Source organism: Burkholderia oklahomensis C6786, assembly GCF_000959365.1.
GTDB lineage: Bacteria > Pseudomonadota > Gammaproteobacteria > Burkholderiales > Burkholderiaceae > Burkholderia > Burkholderia oklahomensis.
The window spans coordinates 3,345,616-3,365,596 of sequence record NZ_CP009555.1 but is presented as its reverse complement, the minus strand read 5'-3'; the positions used below and the strand labels follow the sequence as shown (position 1 = coordinate 3,365,596).

Genomic DNA, 19,981 nt, shown 5'->3' with positions numbered 1-19,981 from the left:
CATACCGGATCTTTTCGACTTCCCAAGGAGAACGCAGATGGCAGACATCGACAACGACACCGTCTACACGGTCGTCATCAACGACGAAGAACAGTACTCGATCTGGCCGACCTACCGGCCCGTGCCCGCCGGCTGGCGCGAAGTCGGCAAGACGGGCACCGAGGACGAATGCATCGCGTACGTCGACGAGGTGTGGACCGACATGCGCCCGCTCAGCCTGCGGCGCTTCCTCGAGCAATCGCAGTCGTAAGCGCCGCGCGCCCTCGCCAATTGCCGGTTGCCGGTTGCCGGTTGCCGGTGCCGATTCCGATCCGACGGAGCGTACATGACCCACGATACCGGTCTCGATCTCGATTTCGATCTCGATCTCGCGTTGCTGAAGTCGCTCGCGGGCGACGACGTCGCCCACGGCGCGCCCGACCGCGCGATCCCGCGCCGGCCGCCCGGCGGCGCCGCGCCGCTGTCGTTCGCGCAGCAGCGCCTGTGGTTCCTGCACGAGCTGAACGAGAGCGGCAACGGCTATACGATCGGCAGCGCGTTCCGGCTGCTCGGCGAGCTCGACGAGACGCTGTTCGTCGAATGCGTCGGCGCGCTCGTGCGCCGCCACGAAGCGCTGCGCACCGCGATCCGCGTGCGCGACGGCGTGCCCGAGCAGCACGTGTGCGCGGCGGGCAACGCCGACATCGCGCTCGAAGACTGGACCGACCGCCCCGCCGCGACGCGGCGCGCGGCGCTTCTCGACGCCGCGCGCGCGCTCTTCGCGACGCCGTTCGATCTCGCGGCGGGACGTCCGTTCCGGCTGCGCATCGTGCGGCTGTCGGCGCGCGAGCGCGCGGTGCTGATGCATCTCGACCATCTGTTCGGCGACGCGACGTCGATGGGCATCCTGCTGCGCGAGCTCGTCAGCCTGTACGACGCGCGATGCGCGGGCCGCGCGCACGCGCTGCCGCCGCTGCGCATCCAATACGGCGACTTCGCCGCGTGGCAGCGCGCGAGCGGCGACGACTGGGCGCGCGAGCGCGCGTTCTGGCGCAAGCAGCTCGCCGGCGCCGCGCCGCTCGAGTTGCCGCACGACGGCGTGCGCTCGCACGCGCGGCGCAAGACGGCGGCGACGGACCGCCTGCTGCCGTTCGCGATCGGCGCCGACACGACGGCCTCGCTCGAGCGCATCGCGCGCGCCGAGCACACGACGCTCTTCTCGGTGCTCGTCGCGGGCTTCATGGCGCTCCTCGCGCGGCATGCGAGACAGGATGACGTCGTGATCGGCACGTCCGTGTCGGGGCGCGACCGCGTCGAGACGCAGGCGATGGTCGGCTTTTTCGCGAACATGGTCGTGCTGCGCGGTGACCTGTCGGGCGACCCCGGATTGCGCGAGCTGACGCGCCGTCAAACGGCCGTGATCCGCGACGCGATGAGCCATGCGGCGCTGCCGTACGACAGGCTGATCGAAGCACTGCGCGTGCCGCGCGAAGCCGGCCGCAACCCGCTGTTCCAGGTCGCCGTCACGATGCTCGATCAATCGCCCGACGCGACGTTCGAGATCGGCGGACTGACGGTCGAGCCGATCGTCACGCAAGAGGCGTCGCGCTTCGATCTCGAGCTGTTCGTCGTGCGCGACGGCGACGCGCTCGCGCCCGCGTTCTCGTTCGACGCGGCGCTGTTCGAGCGCGCGTCGGTCGAGCGCCTCGCCGCGCAGTTCGTCGCGCTGCTCGGGCACGCGGCGCGCGAGCCGGACCGGCCCGTGTCGCGGCTCGCGCTGTCGACGGCGCCGCCGACGGCCGTTGCGTCTGCCGTACCGGCCGCGCCGCTCGCCGCCGAACGCTTCGAGCCCGTCTCGGAGCGCGTGCGTGCGCAGGCGCGCGCGCGGCCCGACGCGATCGCGCTGCGGCTCGGCGCGGCGACGCTCGGCTATCGCGCGCTCGACGCGCGCGCCGACGCGCTCGCGCACCGGCTGCTCGACGCGGGCTTCGGCGCCGGCGCGCACGTCGGCCTGTGGTTCCGGCCCGGCTTCGACATGATCGTCGCGATGCTCGCCGTCCTGCGCGCGGGCGCCGCGTACATCCCGCTCGACCCCGGCTATCCGGAAGCGCGCGTGCTGACCGTGCTCGAAGACGCGCGGCCCGCCGCCGTCCTCACCGAGCGCGCGTTGCGCGCGACGCTGCCCGCCTTCGCGAGCGCGTCGTCGACCGTCTGGGCGATCGACGACGACGCGCCGCCTGCCGCGCCGCGGCCGCTGCCCGCGCCCGACCCCGACGCGACCGCGTACGTGATCTTCACGTCGGGCTCGACCGGCCGCCCGAAGGGCGTTTGCGTGACGGCGCGCAACCTCGCGCGGCTGTTCACGACGACCGACACGCTGTTCGGCTTCGATTCGACCGACGTGTGGACGCTGTTCCATTCGTACGCGTTCGATTTCTCGGTGTGGGAAATCTGGGGCGCGCTCGTGCACGGCGCGCAGCTCGTCATCGTGCCCGAGGCGGTGCGGCGCACGGCCGACGCGTTCTACGACCTGCTGTGCGACGCGCGCGTGACCGTGCTGAACCAGACGCCGTCGGCGTTCCGCCAGTTGATCGCCGAAGAGGAGCGCAACGGCCGCGAGGCGGAGCTCGCGCTGCGCCACGTGATCTTCGGCGGCGAGGCGCTCGAGCTGTCGAGCCTGCGCGGCTGGATCGACCGCCACGGCGACGACGCGCCGGCGCTCGTCAACATGTACGGGATCACCGAGACGACCGTGCACGTCACGTATCGGCGCATCACGCTCGCCGACGTGCGCGGGCGCCACGGCAGCCTGATCGGCGAGCCGCTGCCCGACATGTCGATCCGGTTGCTCGACGCGCATCTGCAGCCCGTGCCGCCCGGCATGGTCGGCGAGATCGTCGTCGGGGGCGCCGGCGTATCGCGCGGCTATCTCGGCCGCGAGGCGTTGACGGCCGAGCGCTTCATCGTCGACGACGCCGGCAGCCGCTTCTATCGCAGCGGCGATCTCGGCCGCGTCGACGCGCACGGCCGGCTCGAATACCGCGGCCGCGCGGACACGCAGGTCAAGCTGCGCGGCTTCCGGATCGAGCTCGGCGACATCGAGGCGGCACTGCGCGCGCATCCGGCCGTCGCCGACTGCGCGGTCGTCGTGACGGGAGCGGGCGACGCCGCGCAGCTCGCCGCCTACGCGGTGCCGCGCGGCGGCGACGCCGGCGCGCGCGGCCCGCACGCGGCCGGCGGCGCGGCCCCGGAGCCGGCCGGGGCCGCACCCGGCTGGCGCGACAGCTTCGACATGATCTACAGCGGCGGCGACGCCGACGATGAGCTGCTCGATCTCGTCGGCTGGGCCGACAGCTACGACGGCGCGCCGATCCCGCGCGACGAGATGCGAATGTGGCGAGACGAGGTGCTCGCGCGCATCCGCGAGCGGCCGTCGCGCCGCGTGCTCGAGATCGGCTGCGGCACGGGCATGCTGCTGCTGCCGCTCGCGGCGTCGTGCGAGCGCTTCGTCGGGCTCGACTTCTCCGCGCAGGCGATCGCGCGGCTTCGCCGCGTCGTCGCACGGCGCGGGCTCGACACGGTGACGCTCGTCGAGCGCGCCGCCGACGAACTCGACGGCCTCGCCCGCGACTTCGACACGATCATCGTCAACTCGGTCGCGCAGTACTTTCCTGACGCCGCCTACGCGCTGCGCGTCGTGGATCGCGCGCTCGGCCATCTCGCGCCGGGCGGCCGGCTGATCGTCGGCGATCTGCGCAGCCTGCCGCTGCTGCGGCATTTTCAGGCGACGAAGCTGCTGCGGCGGCGCGACGGTGCGCGGGATCGCGCGACGCTGCGCGAGCAGTTGCGCCGCCTCGTCGCGCACGAGCCGGAACTGCTCGTCGATCCGGCGTTCTTCGACGCGCTATGGCGGCAGCGCGACGACATCGCCGGCGTCGACGTCCGGCTCAAGGGCTTTGCGAGCGCCAACGAACTCGCGTCGTATCGCTACGATGCGATCGTCACGAAGGCGGGCGGCGCAACGGCCGCCTCGCCCGCCGCGCCGCGCGCGCTCGATGCGACGGCCGCCGCCGACCTGCCGGCGCTATGCGCGGACGCGCTGCGCGCCGAGCCGGGCGTCGTGGTCCGGCGGCTTCCCAACGCCAGGCTCGCGCAGGCGAACGCGTTCCTCGCGTGGCTCGACGGCGAAGACGACGGCGCGCCGCTGCCCGACGCGTTCGCGACGATGGCCGGCGGCGACGCGGTCGATCCGGCCGCCGTCGACGCGGCGGCGACGGCGGCCGGCGCGGCGTGCCGGCTGCGGTGGTCGACGGGCGATGCGCACGGCGCGTTCGATGCATTCGTCGCGCCGTCGAACGCCGCGCGCGACATGCTGCGCGCGGGGACGCCGGAGACTTCGGCGGTGTTCGGGGCGGGCGATGCGGCTGAAACAGCGGGTGCGGCTGATGTGCCTGATGCACCCGATGCACCCGATGCGCCCGATGCGCCCGATGCGTCCGATGCGTCCGATGCGTCCGATGCGTTGGCCAAGCATGCCCCGGCCAACGGCGATCTGCTGCGCTTCTTCAACATCCCGTTCCGCGGCGGCGACGACCTGCCGCGCACGTTGCGAGCGCATCTGCAAAAGCGCCTGCCCGCGCACATGGTGCCGTCGGCCGTGCTGCTGCTCGAACGCCTGCCGCTCACGCCGAACGGCAAGCTCGACCGCGACGCGCTGCCGTCGCCGCAGCAGGCATCGGCCATTGGCCGTCCGGTCGACGGCGAGCCGGCGACAAGCGATGCGTCCGATGCGGCGACCGCGACCGAGCGGCTCGTCGCCGCGGTCTACGCGGAAGTGCTCGGCGTCGCGCGGGTCGGCCGCGCCGGGCACTTCTTCGAGCTCGGCGGGCATTCGCTGCTCGCGACGCAGGCGATCGCGCGGCTGCGCGGCGATCACGGCATCGACCTGCGGCTGCGGACGATTTTCGATCGGCCGACCGTGCAGGATCTCGCAGCCGCGATCGACGCGGCCGCGCAAGCGGCCGAATCGCCCGCCGAGCGGCGCGAACGTGCGGACGAGCGGTCGGACGAGCGGGAGAACGAACGAGCCGACGAGCACGCGCCCGATCGCCACGCAGCACCGTCCGGCGCGACTGCGGCCGCGACGACGACGGCCGCCTCTGCATCCGCATCCACATCCACATCCACATCCACATCTGCACCTGCACCCACGCCTACATCTACGACCGGCACGACACGCACAGACAACGACCGCGCCACCAAGCCGTCGTCCCGGCTGACGCCGATGCAGCCGGCTACGCCGCCGAACGCGCACACGCCCGCCCGGCCGCGCGCGGACGGGCGCACGACCGCCGACGCGCGAGCGCCGGCGTCGACACCGTCGCCGTCCTCCACCGCCACGGCCGGGACCGGCAACGCGAGTCCGGCCGCGGCCGTCGCCGAAACCGAAACCCGCCGCGCCGCCCCGCTGTCGTTCGCGCAACAGCGCTTCTGGTTCCTCGACCGCCTCGCGGGCGACGACAGCGCGCTCTATCACATCGCGTCCGCGCTGCGCCTGCGCGGCCGGCTCGACGTGGCATCCGCGCGGCGCGCGATCGACGCGATCGTCGCGCGCCACGAAAGCCTGCGCACGACGTTCGAACTCGTCGGCGACGAGCCGCGCCAGCGCGTGCACGCCGGCTGGCGGCCCGGGCTGCGCGTCGTCGATCTCGCCGGCGCCGACGACGCCGCCATTCGCGACGCCGCGCGCCGCTTCGCCCGCGAGCGCTTCGATCTCGCCGCCGCGCCGCCGCTGCGCGTCGGCTTGCTGGAACTCGGCGCGAACGACGCGCTTCTCGTCGTCGCGATGCATCACATCATCTGCGACGGCTGGTCGCTCGGCCTCTTCGCGCGCGAGTTCGCGCACTTCTATGCGGGCGAAGCGCCGCTCGAGCCGCTGCCGTTCGGTTATGCCGATTACGCGACGCGCCAGCGCGCCGCCGCGTCCGACGCGCGCCTCGACGCGGCGCTCGCGCGCTGGCGACGGCGGCTCGCGGGCGCGCCCGAGACGCTCGCGCTCGCGACCGACCGCCCGCGACGCGCACGACGCGGCCACGCGGGCGGCAAGGTGTCGTTCACGCTCGATGCCGGCGAAACGGCCGCGCTGCGCGCGCTTGCGCGGCAAACGGACACGACGCTCTTTGTCGTGCTGCTCGCCGGCTACGCGTCGCTCCTCGCCCGCCACGCGGATCAGGACGAGGTCGTGATCGGCAGCCCGATCGCGCAGCGCCCGACACGCGACGCCGAGCGAATGATCGGCTGCTTCCTGAACACGCTGCCGCTGCGCTGCGACTTCCGCGGCGAACCGAGCGCGCGCGACGCGCTGCGCGGCTTGCGCGACGTCGTGCTCGACGCGTTCGAGCTGCAGGACGTGCCGTTCGAGACGATCGTCGCGTCGTCGGGCCACGCGCGCGCGCTCGATCGCACACCGCTGTTCCAGGCGATGCTCGTCCTGCAAAACGCGCCCCGGCATGCGATCCGCCTGCCGGGGCTCGCGGTCGACGCGTTCGACGACGCCGAAACCGCCGCGCAGTTCGAGCTGACGCTGTTCGCGCACGAAGACGCGGCGTCCGGACAACTGCGGCTCGATTGGCAGTACGACGCGGACCTGTTCGACCGCGAGACGATCGGCGCGTGGTCCGCGCAGCTGCGCCGGCTGTACGCCGGCATCGCGCGCGCGCCCGACGCGCCGCTCGCGCGCATCTCGCTTCTCGACGATGCCGCGCGCGCGCAGCTCCTCGGCTTCGGCGACCGCCGCGCGACGCGGCTCGACGAGACGCTCGTCCACGACGCGATCGCGCGGCGCGCGCTCGCCGCGCCCGAGCATCCCGCGCTCGTCGCAGGCGGCCGCACGCTGCGCTACGCGGAGCTCGACGCCGCCGCGAACCGGCTTGCCCGCCAGTTGCGGGCGACGGGCGTCGGCGTCGAAACGGTGGTCGCCGTCGCGCTCGAGCGCTCGATCGACGCGGTCGTCGCGCTGCTCGCGATTCTGAAGGCGGGAGGCGTCTATGTGCCGATCGATCCGGAGCAGCCGCCCGCGCGCGTCGCGACGATCGTCGGCGAAGCACGGCCCGCGCTCGTGATCACGCGCGCCGAGCTCGCGCCGCGCTTCGCGGCAGCGGCCCGCGCGCTGCTGCTCGTCGATCGCGACGCGGCCGACATCGCCGCGCGCGACGCGTCGCCCGTCGATTCGCCCGCGCATCCGGACGCGCTCGCGTATGCGATCTTCACATCCGGTTCCACCGGCGTGCCGAAAGGCGTCGCGATCAGCCATCGCAGCCTCGCCGCATCGACGTCGGCGCGCATCCGCGCGTATCCGCCGGTGGCAAGCATGCTGCTCGTCCCGTCGCTCGCGTTCGACAGCTCGATCGCGACCCTCTTCTGGATGCTCGCGAGCGGCGGCACGCTGCATATCCCGGCCGCCGCCGATGCGCGCGATCCGCGCGCGCTCGCCGCCGCGGTCGAACGCGGCCGCATCGCCGGCTGGCTCGGCGTGCCGTCGCTGTACAAGCTCGCGGCGGACCTGAGCGGAGCATCGCTCGCGCCGCTCGAAGTCGTCGTGCTCGCGGGCGAGACGCTGACCGCGAACGTCGTCGACGCGCACTACCGGCGCGCCCCCGCTTGCCTGCTCGCAAACGAATACGGCCCGACCGAGGCCACCGTCTGGGCGAGCATGCAATTCGTCGACCGCACGCCGTCCGCGGGCGCCGCGGCGCCGATCGGCGCGCCGATCGCCGGCAGCCGCCTGCTCGTGCTCGACCGCCGCGGCGAGCTCGCGCCGATCGGCGTCGAAGGCGAGCTGTACATCGGCGGCAGCGGCGTCGCGCGCGGCTATCTGCATCGCCCGGCGCTCACGGCCGCGCGCTTCGTGCCGGACCCGTTCGCGCGCGGCGAGCGCCTCTATCGGACGGGCGACCGGGTTCGCTGGCGGCGCGACGGCGCGCTCGAGTTCATCGGCCGGCGCGACGCGCAGGTCAAGCTGCGCGGCAGCCGGATCGAGCTGACCGAGATCGACGCGTGCCTCGCGTCGCATCCGTGGGTGCGGCAGGCCGCCGCGCGCGTCGTGTCGCATGCGGACGAACGGCAGGAGCTGATCGCGTACGCCGTGCTCGGCGGCGGCGTCGACTCCGACGCGCGCGCGCACGATGTCGGACGGACGCTGCGCGCGCATCTCGCCGCGCATCTGCCCGCCGCCGTCGTGCCGGCGCGCGTGCTCGCGATCGACGCGCTGCCGCTCAACGCGAACGGCAAGCTCGACCGCGACCGCCTGCCCGCGCCCGTGCCGGAGCGCGCGGCCGCGCGCCGCGCCGCCGGCGGCCCGACCGAGGACGCGATGCGCGCACTGTGGGAAGACACGCTCGGCCGGCCGGTCGATTCGCTGCAAGCGGGCTTCTTCGAGCTCGGCGGCGACTCGCTGCTCGCCGTCAAGCTGATCGCGCGGATCGAGCGCCGCTTCGGCGTCGCGCTGCCGCTCGCCGCGCTCGTCGCCCACACGGGCATCGACGCGCTGAGCGCGGCCGTCGACGCGGCCGCGCGTGCGGCGGCCGGCCGCCCGCCGCACGCGGAATGCGCGTGCGGCGACGCGGTGATTCCACTCGCGGGCGACTCGCACGCGCACCGCGCGACGGTCGCGCTGCTGCCCGACATCTCCGGGTTCGTCGTGCCGCTCGTGCCGCTCGCCGCGGCGCTCGGCGAGCGCTACCGCGTGCTCGGCCTGCAAGCGGCCGGCCTCGACGGACACGCGACGCCCCTCGCCGACGTCGAGGCGATCGCCGACGCGCACGCGCGTGCGCTGCATGCGGCGGGCGCGGCCGACGCGCCGCTCGTTGTCGTCGGCTACTCATGGGGCGCGCCCGTCGCCGCGTGGGTCGCGCGCGCGCTCGAGCGCCGCGGCGCCGCGCCATGCCTCGTCGTCGCGCTCGACGCGCCGCCCGTGAGCGACGCCGGCTTCGCCGCGCGGATTCCCGCCGACGAGCCTCGCCTCCTCGAATACATGACGACCGCGCTCGCGCAGTCGCTCGGCCGCGACGTGCGGATCGACGCGGCCGAGCTCGCGCCGCTCGCGCACGCGCAGCGGATCGACGCGCTCGCCGAGCGGCTGCGAACGAGCGGCGTCGTGCCGCCCGAGGTGCCGGCGAGCCGGATCGCGCGCATGGTCGACGTGTACCGCGCGAATCTCGCGGCGGACAAGGCGCTCGCGAGCCGCCCGGCTCCCGCGGCGATCGGCTCGCCCGTCGCCGTGTGGGTGAGCGGCGACGGCGCGCGCCGGGCGGACGGCGGCGCCGACCTCGGCTGGTCCGCGCGCACGTCGGCGGGCGTGTCGGTGCATCGCGCGCCGGGCGACCACCTGAGCATGCTGCGCGGGCCGCATCTGCAGCCGCTCGCCGACGCGATCGCCGCGCGCATCGACGCGGCGATCGGCGTTCGAAACGCGGCGGCCGCGCACCGCGACGCGCTCTCCCGACAGGACGGCCGATCATGAAAGCGCCGTTCGTCAACGTCGCCTCGACCGGCCTGCGGCCCCGGCGGGCCGCAGCGGCACGTGCGGCAGGATTTCGACTCGTCCGCATCGGGGAGCGGCCCGTCGTCTACACGAGCTTCGGCGCCGCTCACGATCCGGGCCGCGCGTTCCACGCGCGGCCCGCACGCGCGATGCGCGACGTCGATGCGATGCTCGTCGCATCGCGAGCCCGTCGATGACGCGGCCCGAGCCGATCGCGTGGCCCGCCGACGCGCGCCGATCCGCGACGCATTCGCCTACGACCCACGACAAGGAGAAACGACCGTGTTCTATCCGCCCGAGCTGTTCACCGCCATCCCCGCCGTCGCACGCGGCTGGGAAACCATCCTGCACGAGCTCGACAACCTCGCGCAAACCGCGTTCACCAAGTGGCCCGAGACCAGCATCTACGACGGCAACTGGACGGTCTTTCCGCTCGTCAAAGCGGAGCGGCGCATCGAGCAGAACTGCCTGCTGTGCCCGCAGACGACGCGCCTGCTCGAATCCGTGCCGGGACTCGTCAACGCCGGCTTCTCGTCGCTCGCCCCCGGCACCTACATCGGCCCGCACTACGGCTACACGAACGAAGTGCTTCGCTGCCACGTCGGCCTCAAGCCCTCCGAGAACTGCGCGATCCGCGTGGGCCCGGAAGTGCGGAGCTGGAGCGCGGGCTCGTGTCTCGTGTTCGACGACACCACCGAGCACGAAGCATGGAATCGCGGCACGAAGACGCGGGTCGTGCTGCTGTTCGACTTCAAGCGCGACCCGTCGCGCGCCGTGACGTTCCCCGCCGAGTTCTACACCTACTGAGCGCGCGATCATGTCCGCGCGGCTCGTCACCGGCTCGGGCGGCCCGATCGGCTTCGAAGTCGTCGACACGCTCGCACCCGGCTTCATCCGCGCGTGCTCCGACGCGCCGCGCGCCGCCGAGGTCCACAACCTCGGCGGCGGCGCGGACAACAGCCTCTCGGCGATCGACGCGCTCGGCCGCGCGAGCGGGCGCAAGCCGGCCGTCATGTCCGTCGCCTGCGCGCGCATCGGCGACCACATCTGCTACCTCGGCGATCCAACGAGGGGCCGCACGCACACTCCGGACGGGCGCACGACGACGACGCCGTACGCGCTGATCGACGAAATGACCGACGGCCTGCGCGTCGCCGAAGGCGTTAGCCGACCGTCGTATCACGCGGGCGCTTCGCACGCGCGCGGCGCACGGCCCGCGCTCATGCGCGCTTGCCGCGCAGCTTCGCGCACGCCGCGAAAACCGATCGCGAAAGCCTCGACAGCAGCCGCGCGGACAGCGACTGCCAGTTGAGATCCATGTCGTGCCGGCCGTACGCGGCGAGCGCGCCGACGCTCGCCGCCTGCGCCGCATCCGGCTCGAAATAATGGCCGGGGCAGCGCAGCGTCGTATGCGACGCCGTCACGCCGCTTCGCTCGACGCACATCGTGAAGAAGCGCGGCCCGGTCGTCGCCGCGATCCGCACCGACGCGCTCGTGCGCAGACGCGCCGGCATGTCGTCGAGCGGCGCCGTCGCGCCGTCGCGAAGCGCGTCGAGCACCGTCCGCCACAGCGGATGTCCGGGCGCGCTGCCGATCAGCGCGTTGTTGTAGCCGCGCGTCGCCGACAGCACGAGCTCGTGACCGTCGAGCAGCGCATCGACGGGCCGCAGGCTCTCGATGTCGACGTCGGCGTACAGGCCGCCGAACGTGGCGAGCACGCAGTAGCGCGCGCTGTCGATGCGCTGGATGTCGTGCGCGAACGCGTCGTAGCGCGGCAGGAACCAGCGATGATGCGCGGCGACGTGCTCGCGCAGCGCGCGCGCATCCCAGAGGCGCAGCGTCCAGTCCGGATGGTTGCGCCGCCACGACGCCCGGTAGCGCCGATATTTCTCCGGCAGCGCATGCTCGCCTTGATACCAGATCTGATGAAGCGTCTTCGGGATCGGCCGGATCACGGTGTCCTCGTCGATGGTCGATTCATTGCGGCCCGCCGTCCGCCGGGCCGCAACCGCGCCGTCGATCGGGTCGCGTCGATCGGTACGTGCATCGTAGACGTCGCCGCGGTGCGCGTCTGCCGATGAATTGCGGGACATCGGCCGGGTCGCCGGCGCACAGGCGTCGCGTCGGGTGGCCGGGGCTACGCGCTGCGGACAGGCGCCTCGTCGATGCGCTGGCGCGCGGCGATCTCGCGCGCGCCGCTGCCATCGTCGCCGACGCCAACGCCTTCGCGGCCTCGGCCCTCGCCGTCACTGCCGTCGCCGCCGTCGTCACCATCGCCGCCGTCAAGCCCGCCGTCGCCGCGCGCCGGTTCGCCGACGCGCGGCGCGAACCGCTTCGACAGCCCCGCCTGCACCCCGTCCAGCACGACGAACGCGACGGGCACGAGCAGCAGGCTCAGCGCGGTCGACGTGACGAGGCCGCCGATCACGGTGATCGCCATCGCCGAGCGGAACACGTCGCCCTGCGCATCGAACGCGAGCGGCAGCAGGCCGGCCATCATCGCGAACGTCGTCATCGCGATTGGCCGCGCGCGCTTGCGGCATGCGTCGACGATCGCGTCGACGCGCGACAGCCGCCGCCGCTCGCGCGCGACGATCACGTACTGCACGAGCAGGATCGAGTTCTTCGTGCACAGGCCCATCAACATCAGCAAGCCGACGAGCGACGCGAGCGACAGGCTGAGCCCGCACAGCGCGAGCAGCGCGGCCGCCCCGCCGAGCGACAGCGGCAGCGCGACGAGCACCGTCGCCGGCAGCACGAAGCCGCCGAACAGCAGGACGAGGATCGCGTACACGCACGCGAGCCCGAACAGCATCGCGTAATAGAAGCCGCCGAACAGCTCGTCGAGCGATTCGGCGTCGCCGCTCGCGATTCGGCGCACGCCGGCCGGCAGATCGCGCACCTCGGGCAGCCGGTCGACCTGCGCGATCACATCGCCGAGCGGCCGGCCGGCGAGCCCGATATCGAGCGTCACATAGCGCTCGCCGTCGCGCCGGTCGATCTGCGCGGGCTCGCTGTCTTCCGTCAGACGCGCGACGCTCGACAGCGGCACGCTGCCGTCGCGGCCCGGCACGAAGAGCCGCGACAACCCATCGTCCGCGCCGGGCGCGCCGGGCGCGCCGGGCGCCGCATGCACGCGAACCGGCACCTGGCGACTCCCGACGTCGAGCCGCGGCAGACGCTCGGGCGCGTCGCCCATCGTCGCGATCCGCAGCGCGTCGCCCGCGGCCTCGCGCGTGACGCCGAGCGCCGCGGCCCGCGGCCCGTCGATCGCGATGCCGATCGCCGGCCGGCGCGCGCCCGCCGTCGAGCCGACCGCGCCGAGCCCGGGCGCCGCGCGCAGCGCCCGCTCGACGCCGCGCGCGGTCCGCTCGAGCAGAGCGCCGTCGCGGCTCGACAGCACCATCGACGCCACCTTGTCCGTCTGCTTGTCGCCGACCGTGAAGCGCACGCCCGGCACCGCGGCGAAGCGGCGCGCGAGCTCGGCCTCGACCTGCGCCTGCGACCGCGTGCGCGTGCCGGGCGGCGTCAGCGCGACGGTCAGCACGGCCGAATCGGCGGCGCCGCCGCCGGACGCCGAGCCGTCGCCGATCGTCGCGTAGATCGACGCGATTCCCGCGACGCCCGCCGCCGCGCGTCGCGCGGCCTCGACCGCCGCGCGCGTCGCATCGAGATCGCTGCCGGGCGGCGCCCGCACGCCGACGACGATCTCGGCGCGATCCTGCGCCGGCAGAAAGGCCTTCGGCAGCGACGCAAGCGCGGCGACCGACGCGCAGACGAACGCCGCGCCGAAGAACAGGCACCGCCATGGCCGCGCGACGCACCAACGCACGCACGCGAGATAGCCGCGCATCGTCCGGCTCTCGCCGCGCGGCGGCGGCGCGCGGCGCAGGCAATATGCGGACATCATCGGCGTGAGCAGACGCGCGACGACGAGCGACGCGAGCACGGCCGCCGCCGCGGTCCAGCCGAACTGCTTGAAATAGCGGCCGATCGCGCCGTTCATGAACGCGGTCGGCAGGAACACCGCGACGAGCGTGAGCGAGGTCGCGATGACGGCCACGCCGATTTCCCGCGCGCCGTCGAGCGCGGCGGCGAACGGCGGCTTGCCGTCGCCGAGGTGACGCGCGATGTTCTCGACCTCGACGATCGCGTCGTCGACGAGCACGCCGATCACGAGGATCAGCGCGAGCATCGTCAGCTGGTTCAGCGAGAAGCCGAGCCACGCCATCGCGAGGAACGCGGGCAGGATCGACAGCGGCAATGCCGACGCCGACACGAGCGTCGCGCGCCAGTCGCGCAGGAACAGCCACACGATCAAGACGGCGAGCACGCAGCCCTCGTACAGCGCGGACATCGCGCCGTCGAACACGCGCTGGATCGGCGCGACGTAGTCCGCGACGCCGCGCACGTCGATGCCGGGATGCGCGCGCCGCAGCGTCTCGATCGCGTCGCGCACGCCCTGCGCGACGCGAACCTCGTCCGCGCCCGGCGCCTGCATCACCTGCACGCCGACGACGGGCCGCCCGTCGAGCAGCGCGATCTGCTTCGGCGGCGCGAACGCGTCGTCGATCGCGGCGATGTCGGCGAGCGTCACGCGCCGGCCGTCGCCGAGCGACAGATCGAGCGCGCCGAGTTCCGCGACGCTCGTCTGCGCGTTCTCCATCCGCACCGACTGCGCGCGGCCGCCGACGTCGATGCGCGCGGCCGGCGTGTCCGCGAGCCGCGCGCGCACCTGCTGCGCGACGTCGCCCGCGTCGATGCGCAGCGCCTGCAGCGCGACCGGATTCAACGCGACATCGATCTGCCGGTCCACGCCGCCTTGCCGCTCGACCCGCGCGACGCCCGGCACCGCGAGCAGCGCCTTGCTGAGCGTCGAATCGACGAACCACGACAGATCGACGGGATCGAGCCGGGCGGACGACGCCGCGTAGGTCAGCAGCACGCGCTCGATGCGCTCCTGCGCGACGACGGGCTCCGGCATGTCCGGCGGCAGGCTGCCGCGCAGACGGCCGACGGCCGCGCGCACGCGTTCGAGCGCGTCGCGCGGGTCGGCCTCGAGCGCGAACTGGATCGTCGTATGCGAGCGGCCGTCGGTCACGCGCGACAGCACGCGCCGCGCCGCGCCGATCCCGGCGACGCCCTGCTCGATCGGCCGCGTGATCTCGCGCTCGACCTGCGACGGCGTCGCTCCCGGCAGGCTCGCGTCGATGGTGACGACGGGCGCGTCGACGCTCGGCAGCTCGGCGACGGGCAACGCGCGAAATCCGACCGCGCCGCCGACGCACAGCAGCGCGAACAGCAGAATCGTCGGCAGCGGCCGGCGGATCGACCACGCGAGGAAGTTCACGGACGGCCCCCGTTCGGCGCGACGCGCGCGGGCGCGTCCGCCGGGCCGGCCGTGGCGACGATCGTCACCGTGTCGCCGTCGTCGAGGAGCCCCGCGCCGGACGCGACGACGCGCTCGCCCGCGCGCAGCCCGGCGAGCACCTCGACGCGCCGGCCCTGCGCCCTGCCACGCACGAGCTTCACGGGATGCACGCGATCGTGCGCGTCGATCGTCCACGCGTAATGGAAGCCGTCGCGCGCGAGCACCGCCGAATCGGGCAGCGTGAGCGCGCGCGTGCGTCCCGTCACGATCGCGCCCGACACGAAACTGCCCGCCCGCAGCCCCGAATCGGCCGGCAGGTCGACGTAGACGATGCCCGTCAGCGTCGTCTTGTCGAGCACGGGCGACACCTGCCGCACGGTGCCGAGCGTCGTGCCGCCGTCGGCGCGCACGATCTCGGCCGGCTGCCCCGGGCGGATCGCGGCGAGCGCGCCCGCGCCCATCTGCGCACGCCATTCGAGGCGGCCGCCGCGGATCAGCTTGAACAGCGTCGCGCCGGCGGCGGGCGCCGCGCCTTCGATCGCGGCGCGGCTCGCGATGACGCCGTCGTCCGGCGCGCGCACGACCGCCTGGCGCAGTTGCAGCTCGACGCCCGCGAGACGCGCCCGCGCGCTCGCGAGCTGCGCGACGCCCACCGTCGCCTGCGTCTGCGTCTTGATCAGCTCCTGCCGGCTGATCGAGCCCGTCGCGTCGAGCGTCTTCGCGCCCTCGAGCTGCGCGCTCGCCTGCGCGAGCCTCGCTTTCGCCTCGGCGACGCCCGCCTGCGCCTCGGCGCGCTTCACCGCGAGGCCGGCCGTATCGAAACGCGCGAGCGCCTGCCCCTTGCGAACCCGGTCGCCGACGTGCGCGCTCACGTCCGCGAGCGGCAGGTCGCCGGGCGCCGTCAACTCGATCTCCTCGAACGCGGCGACGCTGCCGCTCGCATGCTCGCGCGTCTCCCAATCCCGCAGCTCGGGCGTGACGACGGTCACGCCGAGCGCGGCCGGCTCGCTCGCCGCGTTCTCGACCGGGTTCGTGGGCCGATGCTCGGGATGATCCGCGGTCTGAATCGCGGTCTGATCCCCGGTCCGATTCGCGACCGGATGCGCCTCCGACTGCCGCGACGGCCCGCAGCCGCCCGCGAGCGCCGCCATTGCCGCGGCGAGCGCCGCGACGAACCCGACGACGGACGATGCGCGCGCGCCCCTCATCGCGTCACCGTGCCGGATGCGCGCGCATCGCGCACGTCCGCCTGCCGCCAGCCGCCGCCGACCGCGCGATACAGCGCGATCCACGCCTGCGCGCGTTCGAGCCGCGCGGACGCGACCGACTGGCGGCTCGTCACGTATTGCCGGCGCGCCGTCTCGACTTCGAGCACGTCGCTCGCGCCCGCGCGAAACCGCCGCTCGACGGTCTGCGCATAGCGCCCGTAATTCTCCTGCGCGACGAGCGCGGCCCGTTGCCGCCCGAGCGACGCATCGATTCTCGCCAACGCGTTTTCGACTTCCATCACCGCCTGCCTGACCTTTCGTTTGTAGTTCGCGAGCGCTTCGTCGTAGCGGCCGCGCGCGCCCTCGACGCGCGCGGCGCCGCTGCCGCCGTCGAAGAGCGGCACGCTGAGCGACGGGCCGAACGACCACGGCCGCAGCGTCAGCGCCTGTCCCGTGACCCGGTACCGGTCGATTTCGATCGATCCGCCGAGCGACAGCGAAGGCAGGCGCGCCGCGATCGCCTCGCCGATCTCCGCGCTCGCCGCGGCGAGCGCACGCTCCGACGAGCGCACGTCGGGACGCTGTTCGATCGCGCGCGCCGGCAGCGCGTCGATCGCGCCGTCGCGCGGCTCCGGCACCGTCGCGCGGCCGGCCGCGAGCCGCGCGTCGAGCTCGCCTCTCGGCAAGCCGGTCAGCGCGACGAGCGCGTTGCGGTCCGCCTCGCATTCGGCGCGCTGGCGCTCGAGCACGTCGTCGCCCTCCGCGATCGACGCCTTCGGCAGCGCCGCGTCGGACGGCGACAGAAAGCCCGCCGCGACGCGCCGCCGCGTCACCGCGTCGGTCGCGATCCGCGAGCGCTGTTCGTCCTCCTGCGCGTCGACGAGCGACTCGCACGCGCGCGTGCGGAAATACGCGTCGGCCACGTCGGCCGCGACGCTCACGCGCGCGTCGTGCCAATCGGCGACGCTCGCGTCGATGCGCGCGTCGCCGGCCTGCATCCTGCGCCGCGTCTTGCCGAACAGATCGATTTCCCACGATGCCTGCAGTCCGCCGCGCGTCGTGTCGAGCTCGCCGCTCTCGATCGACGTCGAATGGCTCACGTCGCTCGACGTCACCGCCTGCGTGTTCGCGTTCGACCGGTTGAACGACGCGACGCCGTCGAGCTTCGGCAGCAGGCCCGCGCCGCTCGTCGCGCGGCTCGCCCGCGCCTGCCTCATGCGCGCGACGGCCGCGTCGATCGTCGGGCTGTCGGCCTGCGCGGCGTCGATCAGCGACGACAGCGCCGGATCGTCGAACTGACGCCACCAGCGGGCGAGCTCGACGACGCTGCCGCCATGCGGCAACGTCGCGTGCCATGCGTCGGGGATCTTCAGCGACGACGCGTCCGGCGGCCGGTACGACGGCCCGACCATGCAGCCCGTCAACGCGCAGAGCAGCGCGCCCGACATCGCAAGTGCGCGCCACCGCGTTTGCGCGCGCTCGACGCCAGGTACGGACGAATGCGAGGCGCGACGCGCGCTCGCCGCGTGCGACGCGCCCGACGCATCCACTTCGCGCGAGAACGCATGCATGACGCGCCCGTGCGACGGCTGCGCGCCGAATGCGTCCGAACGACGCGCGTCGCGGCTCGACGATCGATGTGACGCCCGCACGCGCTAGGCCGCCCGATCGACGACAACGCGCGCGGCGAAGCCCGCGGCGCGGGCGCGCGACGGCGTCGAACGGCGCGCATGCCCGGCGCACCGCCGGGCGGCGGATCGCGGATCGCGACGCGCAACGCGGCTCCGTGCGCGAACGGCCACGGCGCGGCCGACGCCGCGACGACGCACGCCCGTCCCGCCGCATGCGCGCAGCAACGCGCGACGCATGCGCTCGCTCGCGAGACCGCCGCTTCGTCGCGCGCTCATCCGTCAGCAGGCCTGAGCGTGCGCGTCGACGCGCCGCGACCGGATGAAGCCCGCGAGCGCCGCCGCCGTCGCGCCGCTCGCCAGCGCGCCGAGCTCGAACTCGATGCCGTAGCGCGACTTCAGTTCGACGAACGAGCGGATCAGCGCGAGCGACGTGCCGCCGAACGCGAAGAAGTCGTCGTCCGGCCCGATGCCCTTGAGCCCGAGGCGCTCGCGCCACACGCGCAGCACGGCCGCCAGTTCGTCGGACTGCCCGGCGTCGCCGCCCGCCTGCGCGGCCGGCGTCCACGCGGCCGTCTCCGGCGAGGGCAGCGCGTGCTTGTCGATCTTGCCGTGCGCGGTCAGCGGCAGGCCGGCCAGCACGACGTACGCGGACGGCCGCATGTAGTCGGGCAGGTGCGCGAGCGCGCGCGCCTTCAGGTCCGCGATCGCCGCCTCGCTCCAGCGCGACGCGTCGCGCGACGGCACGACGTACGCGACGATCCGTTGATCGCCGTCGCCGTAATCGTGCCCGCGCACGTGGCACGCGGACAGCCGCGCGCTTTGCATCAGCGCCGCCTCGATTTCGGCGGGCTCGATCCGGAAGCCGCGAATCTTCAGCTGATCGTCGGCACGGCCGACGTACACGTATTCGCCGTCGCCGCCGCGCATCGCGAGGTCGCCCGTCTTGTACGCGCGCACGAGCCCGCCGGTTTGCGGGCAGCGCAACTGCACGAAACGCTCGGCCGTCAGCTCCGGCCGGTTCAGATAGCCGCGCGCGACGCCCGCGCCCTCGACATAGATCTCGCCCGCGACGCCGTCCGCGACGGGCCGTCTGCGCTCGTCGAGCAGATGCAGCCGCAGGTGGGGCAGCGGCACGCCGATCGGGCTCGCGTTCGCGTGCGCGTCGCGCCGCGTGACCCGCTTGAACGACACATGCACGGTCGTTTCCGTGATGCCGTACATGTTGACGAGCGCGGGCTTCGCGTCGCCGTGGCGCTCGATCCACGGCGCGACGAGCGACGGCGGCAGCGCCTCGCCGCCGAAGATCACGTAGCGCAGCGCGAGCGGCTGCGGCGCGCCGCGGTCGACCGCGTCGAGATGGCGAAACGCGGAAGGCGTCTGGTTGACGATCGTCACGCCGGTGCGCGCGAGCCAGCGATGAAACGCGGCCGGCTCGCGCGACACCGGATACGGAACGACCGCGACGTGCGCGCCCGACAGCCACGCGCCCCACACCTCCCACACCGAGAAGTCGAAGCCGATCGAATGGAACAGCGACCACACGTCCGACGCGTCGAATTCGAACCATGCGCGCGATTGCTCGACGAGGCGCAGCACGTTGCGATGCTCGACCATCACGCCCTTCGGCTTGCCCGTCGAGCCGGACGTGTAGATCACGTATGCGAGATCGTCCGGGCCCGACGCGGCATCGGCATGTTCGTCGCCGGCCGGACGCCCGGCCGGCACGGGCCGCAGCGCGTCGACGGCGAGCACGCGCACGCGCGCGTCCCGCAGCTCGGCCGCCGTGTCCGACGTGCAGACGACGATCCCGACGCCGCTGTCCGCGACGATGTGCGCGATGCGCTGGCGCGGGTACGCCGGATCGATCGGCAAGTAGGCGCCGCCCGCCTTCAGGATGCCGAGCAGCGCGACCAGCATGTCGACGCCGCGCGCCATGTACAGGCCGACGAGCGCGCCGCGAACGACGCCCTGCTCGTTCAGCTCGCGCGCGAAGGCAGACGACAGGCGATCGAGCTCGGCATAGGTCAGTCGCCGCGTTTCGTCGGACGCCGCGACGCGATCCGGAAATTCGAGCGCGCGCATCCGGAACGCATGGTGAAGCGAACGGACCTCCGGATGACGACGAACGGGAACGCGACGATCATCTCGAACCGATTCGGAAAGTGGCACCGCGAGCCCTCCTGTCAGCGAACGGCGGATCGCCCGTGCGGGCGATCGCTTCATGCATCGGATGCGCCGATTTAAGCATCGG

10 protein-coding genes are annotated in these 19,981 nt (G+C 73.7%); 5 read left to right on the top strand and 5 right to left on the bottom strand.

The features are described from left to right. Positions 1-37 precede the first annotated feature (37 nt). The 5 genes from BG90_RS15045 to BG90_RS32880 all read left to right on the top strand — a co-directional run bounded on the left by BG90_RS15045 (position 38) and on the right by BG90_RS32880 (position 10,832). Positions 38-250 carry an MbtH family protein gene (locus BG90_RS15045; protein ID WP_010121583.1) on the top strand — a complete coding sequence of 71 codons (213 nt, stop codon included), beginning with the start codon at positions 38-40 and terminating at the stop codon, positions 248-250. A gap of 75 nt (positions 251-325) precedes the next feature. After that, positions 326-9,499 carry a non-ribosomal peptide synthetase gene (locus tag BG90_RS15040; protein ID WP_045568198.1) on the top strand — a complete coding sequence of 3,058 codons (9,174 nt, stop codon included), beginning with the start codon at positions 326-328 and terminating at the stop codon, positions 9,497-9,499. Further along, positions 9,496-9,717, top strand: coding sequence for a hypothetical protein (locus BG90_RS15035; protein ID WP_010122723.1), 222 nt, complete (start codon positions 9,496-9,498; stop codon positions 9,715-9,717). Before BG90_RS15040 ends, BG90_RS15035 begins: the two co-directional genes overlap by 4 nt. An 85-nt stretch (positions 9,718-9,802) precedes the next feature. Continuing rightward, a complete protein-coding gene (locus BG90_RS15030) occupies positions 9,803-10,327 on the top strand; it encodes an aspartyl/asparaginyl beta-hydroxylase domain-containing protein (RefSeq protein WP_010110933.1) in 525 nt (174 codons plus the stop codon). A gap of 10 nt (positions 10,328-10,337) precedes the next feature. After that, a complete protein-coding gene (locus BG90_RS32880) occupies positions 10,338-10,832 on the top strand; it encodes a Rossmann-fold NAD(P)-binding domain-containing protein (protein WP_010122725.1) in 495 nt (164 codons plus the stop codon). Here the strand turns inward: BG90_RS32880 and BG90_RS15025 are convergent. The 5 genes from BG90_RS15025 to BG90_RS15000 all read right to left on the bottom strand — a co-directional run bounded on the left by BG90_RS15025 (position 10,741) and on the right by BG90_RS15000 (position 19,812). Then, positions 10,741-11,613: a glycosyltransferase family 32 protein gene (locus tag BG90_RS15025; protein ID WP_010122726.1), complete on the bottom strand. Its 873-nt coding sequence runs from the start codon at positions 11,611-11,613 to the stop codon at positions 10,741-10,743. The genes BG90_RS32880 and BG90_RS15025 overlap by 92 nt on opposite strands. 44 nt (positions 11,614-11,657) lie before the next feature. Further along, positions 11,658-14,870, bottom strand: coding sequence for an efflux RND transporter permease subunit (locus tag BG90_RS15020; RefSeq protein WP_175658654.1), 3,213 nt, complete (start codon positions 14,868-14,870; stop codon positions 11,658-11,660). Then, positions 14,867-16,099 carry an efflux RND transporter periplasmic adaptor subunit gene (locus BG90_RS15015; protein ID WP_052712367.1) on the bottom strand — a complete coding sequence of 411 codons (1,233 nt, stop codon included), beginning with the start codon at positions 16,097-16,099 and terminating at the stop codon, positions 14,867-14,869. Before BG90_RS15015 ends, BG90_RS15020 begins: the two co-directional genes overlap by 4 nt. Beyond that, positions 16,096-17,670 (bottom strand): efflux transporter outer membrane subunit, encoded by a 1,575-nt coding sequence (locus BG90_RS15010; protein WP_081470044.1) that lies wholly within the window; start codon positions 17,668-17,670, stop codon positions 16,096-16,098. The genes BG90_RS15015 and BG90_RS15010 overlap by 4 nt, the downstream gene beginning before the upstream one ends. Positions 17,671-18,009: 339 nt before the next feature. After that, positions 18,010-19,812, bottom strand: a complete 1,803-nt coding sequence (locus BG90_RS15000) for an amino acid adenylation domain-containing protein (RefSeq protein ID WP_010122479.1) — start codon at positions 19,810-19,812, stop codon at positions 18,010-18,012. Between the last annotated feature and the right edge of the window lie 169 nt (positions 19,813-19,981).

Bases quoted from the DNA above. Each gene is read 5' to 3' on its own strand.
- BG90_RS15045 (WP_010121583.1), top strand. From the start codon at position 38: ATGGCAGACATCGACAACGACACCGTCTACACGGTCGTCATCAACGAC.
- BG90_RS15040 (WP_045568198.1), top strand. From the start codon at position 326: ATGACCCACGATACCGGTCTCGATCTCGATTTCGATCTCGATCTCGCG.
- BG90_RS15035 (WP_010122723.1), top strand. From the start codon at position 9,496: ATGAAAGCGCCGTTCGTCAACGTCGCCTCGACCGGCCTGCGGCCCCGG.
- BG90_RS32880 (WP_010122725.1), top strand. From the start codon at position 10,338: ATGTCCGCGCGGCTCGTCACCGGCTCGGGCGGCCCGATCGGCTTCGAA.
- BG90_RS15025 (WP_010122726.1), bottom strand. From the start codon at position 11,613: ATGTCCCGCAATTCATCGGCAGACGCGCACCGCGGCGACGTCTACGAT.
- BG90_RS15015 (WP_052712367.1), bottom strand. From the start codon at position 16,099: ATGAGGGGCGCGCGCGCATCGTCCGTCGTCGGGTTCGTCGCGGCGCTC.
- BG90_RS15010 (WP_081470044.1), bottom strand. From the start codon at position 17,670: ATGCATGCGTTCTCGCGCGAAGTGGATGCGTCGGGCGCGTCGCACGCG.
- BG90_RS15000 (WP_010122479.1), bottom strand. From the start codon at position 19,812: ATGCGCGCGCTCGAATTTCCGGATCGCGTCGCGGCGTCCGACGAAACG.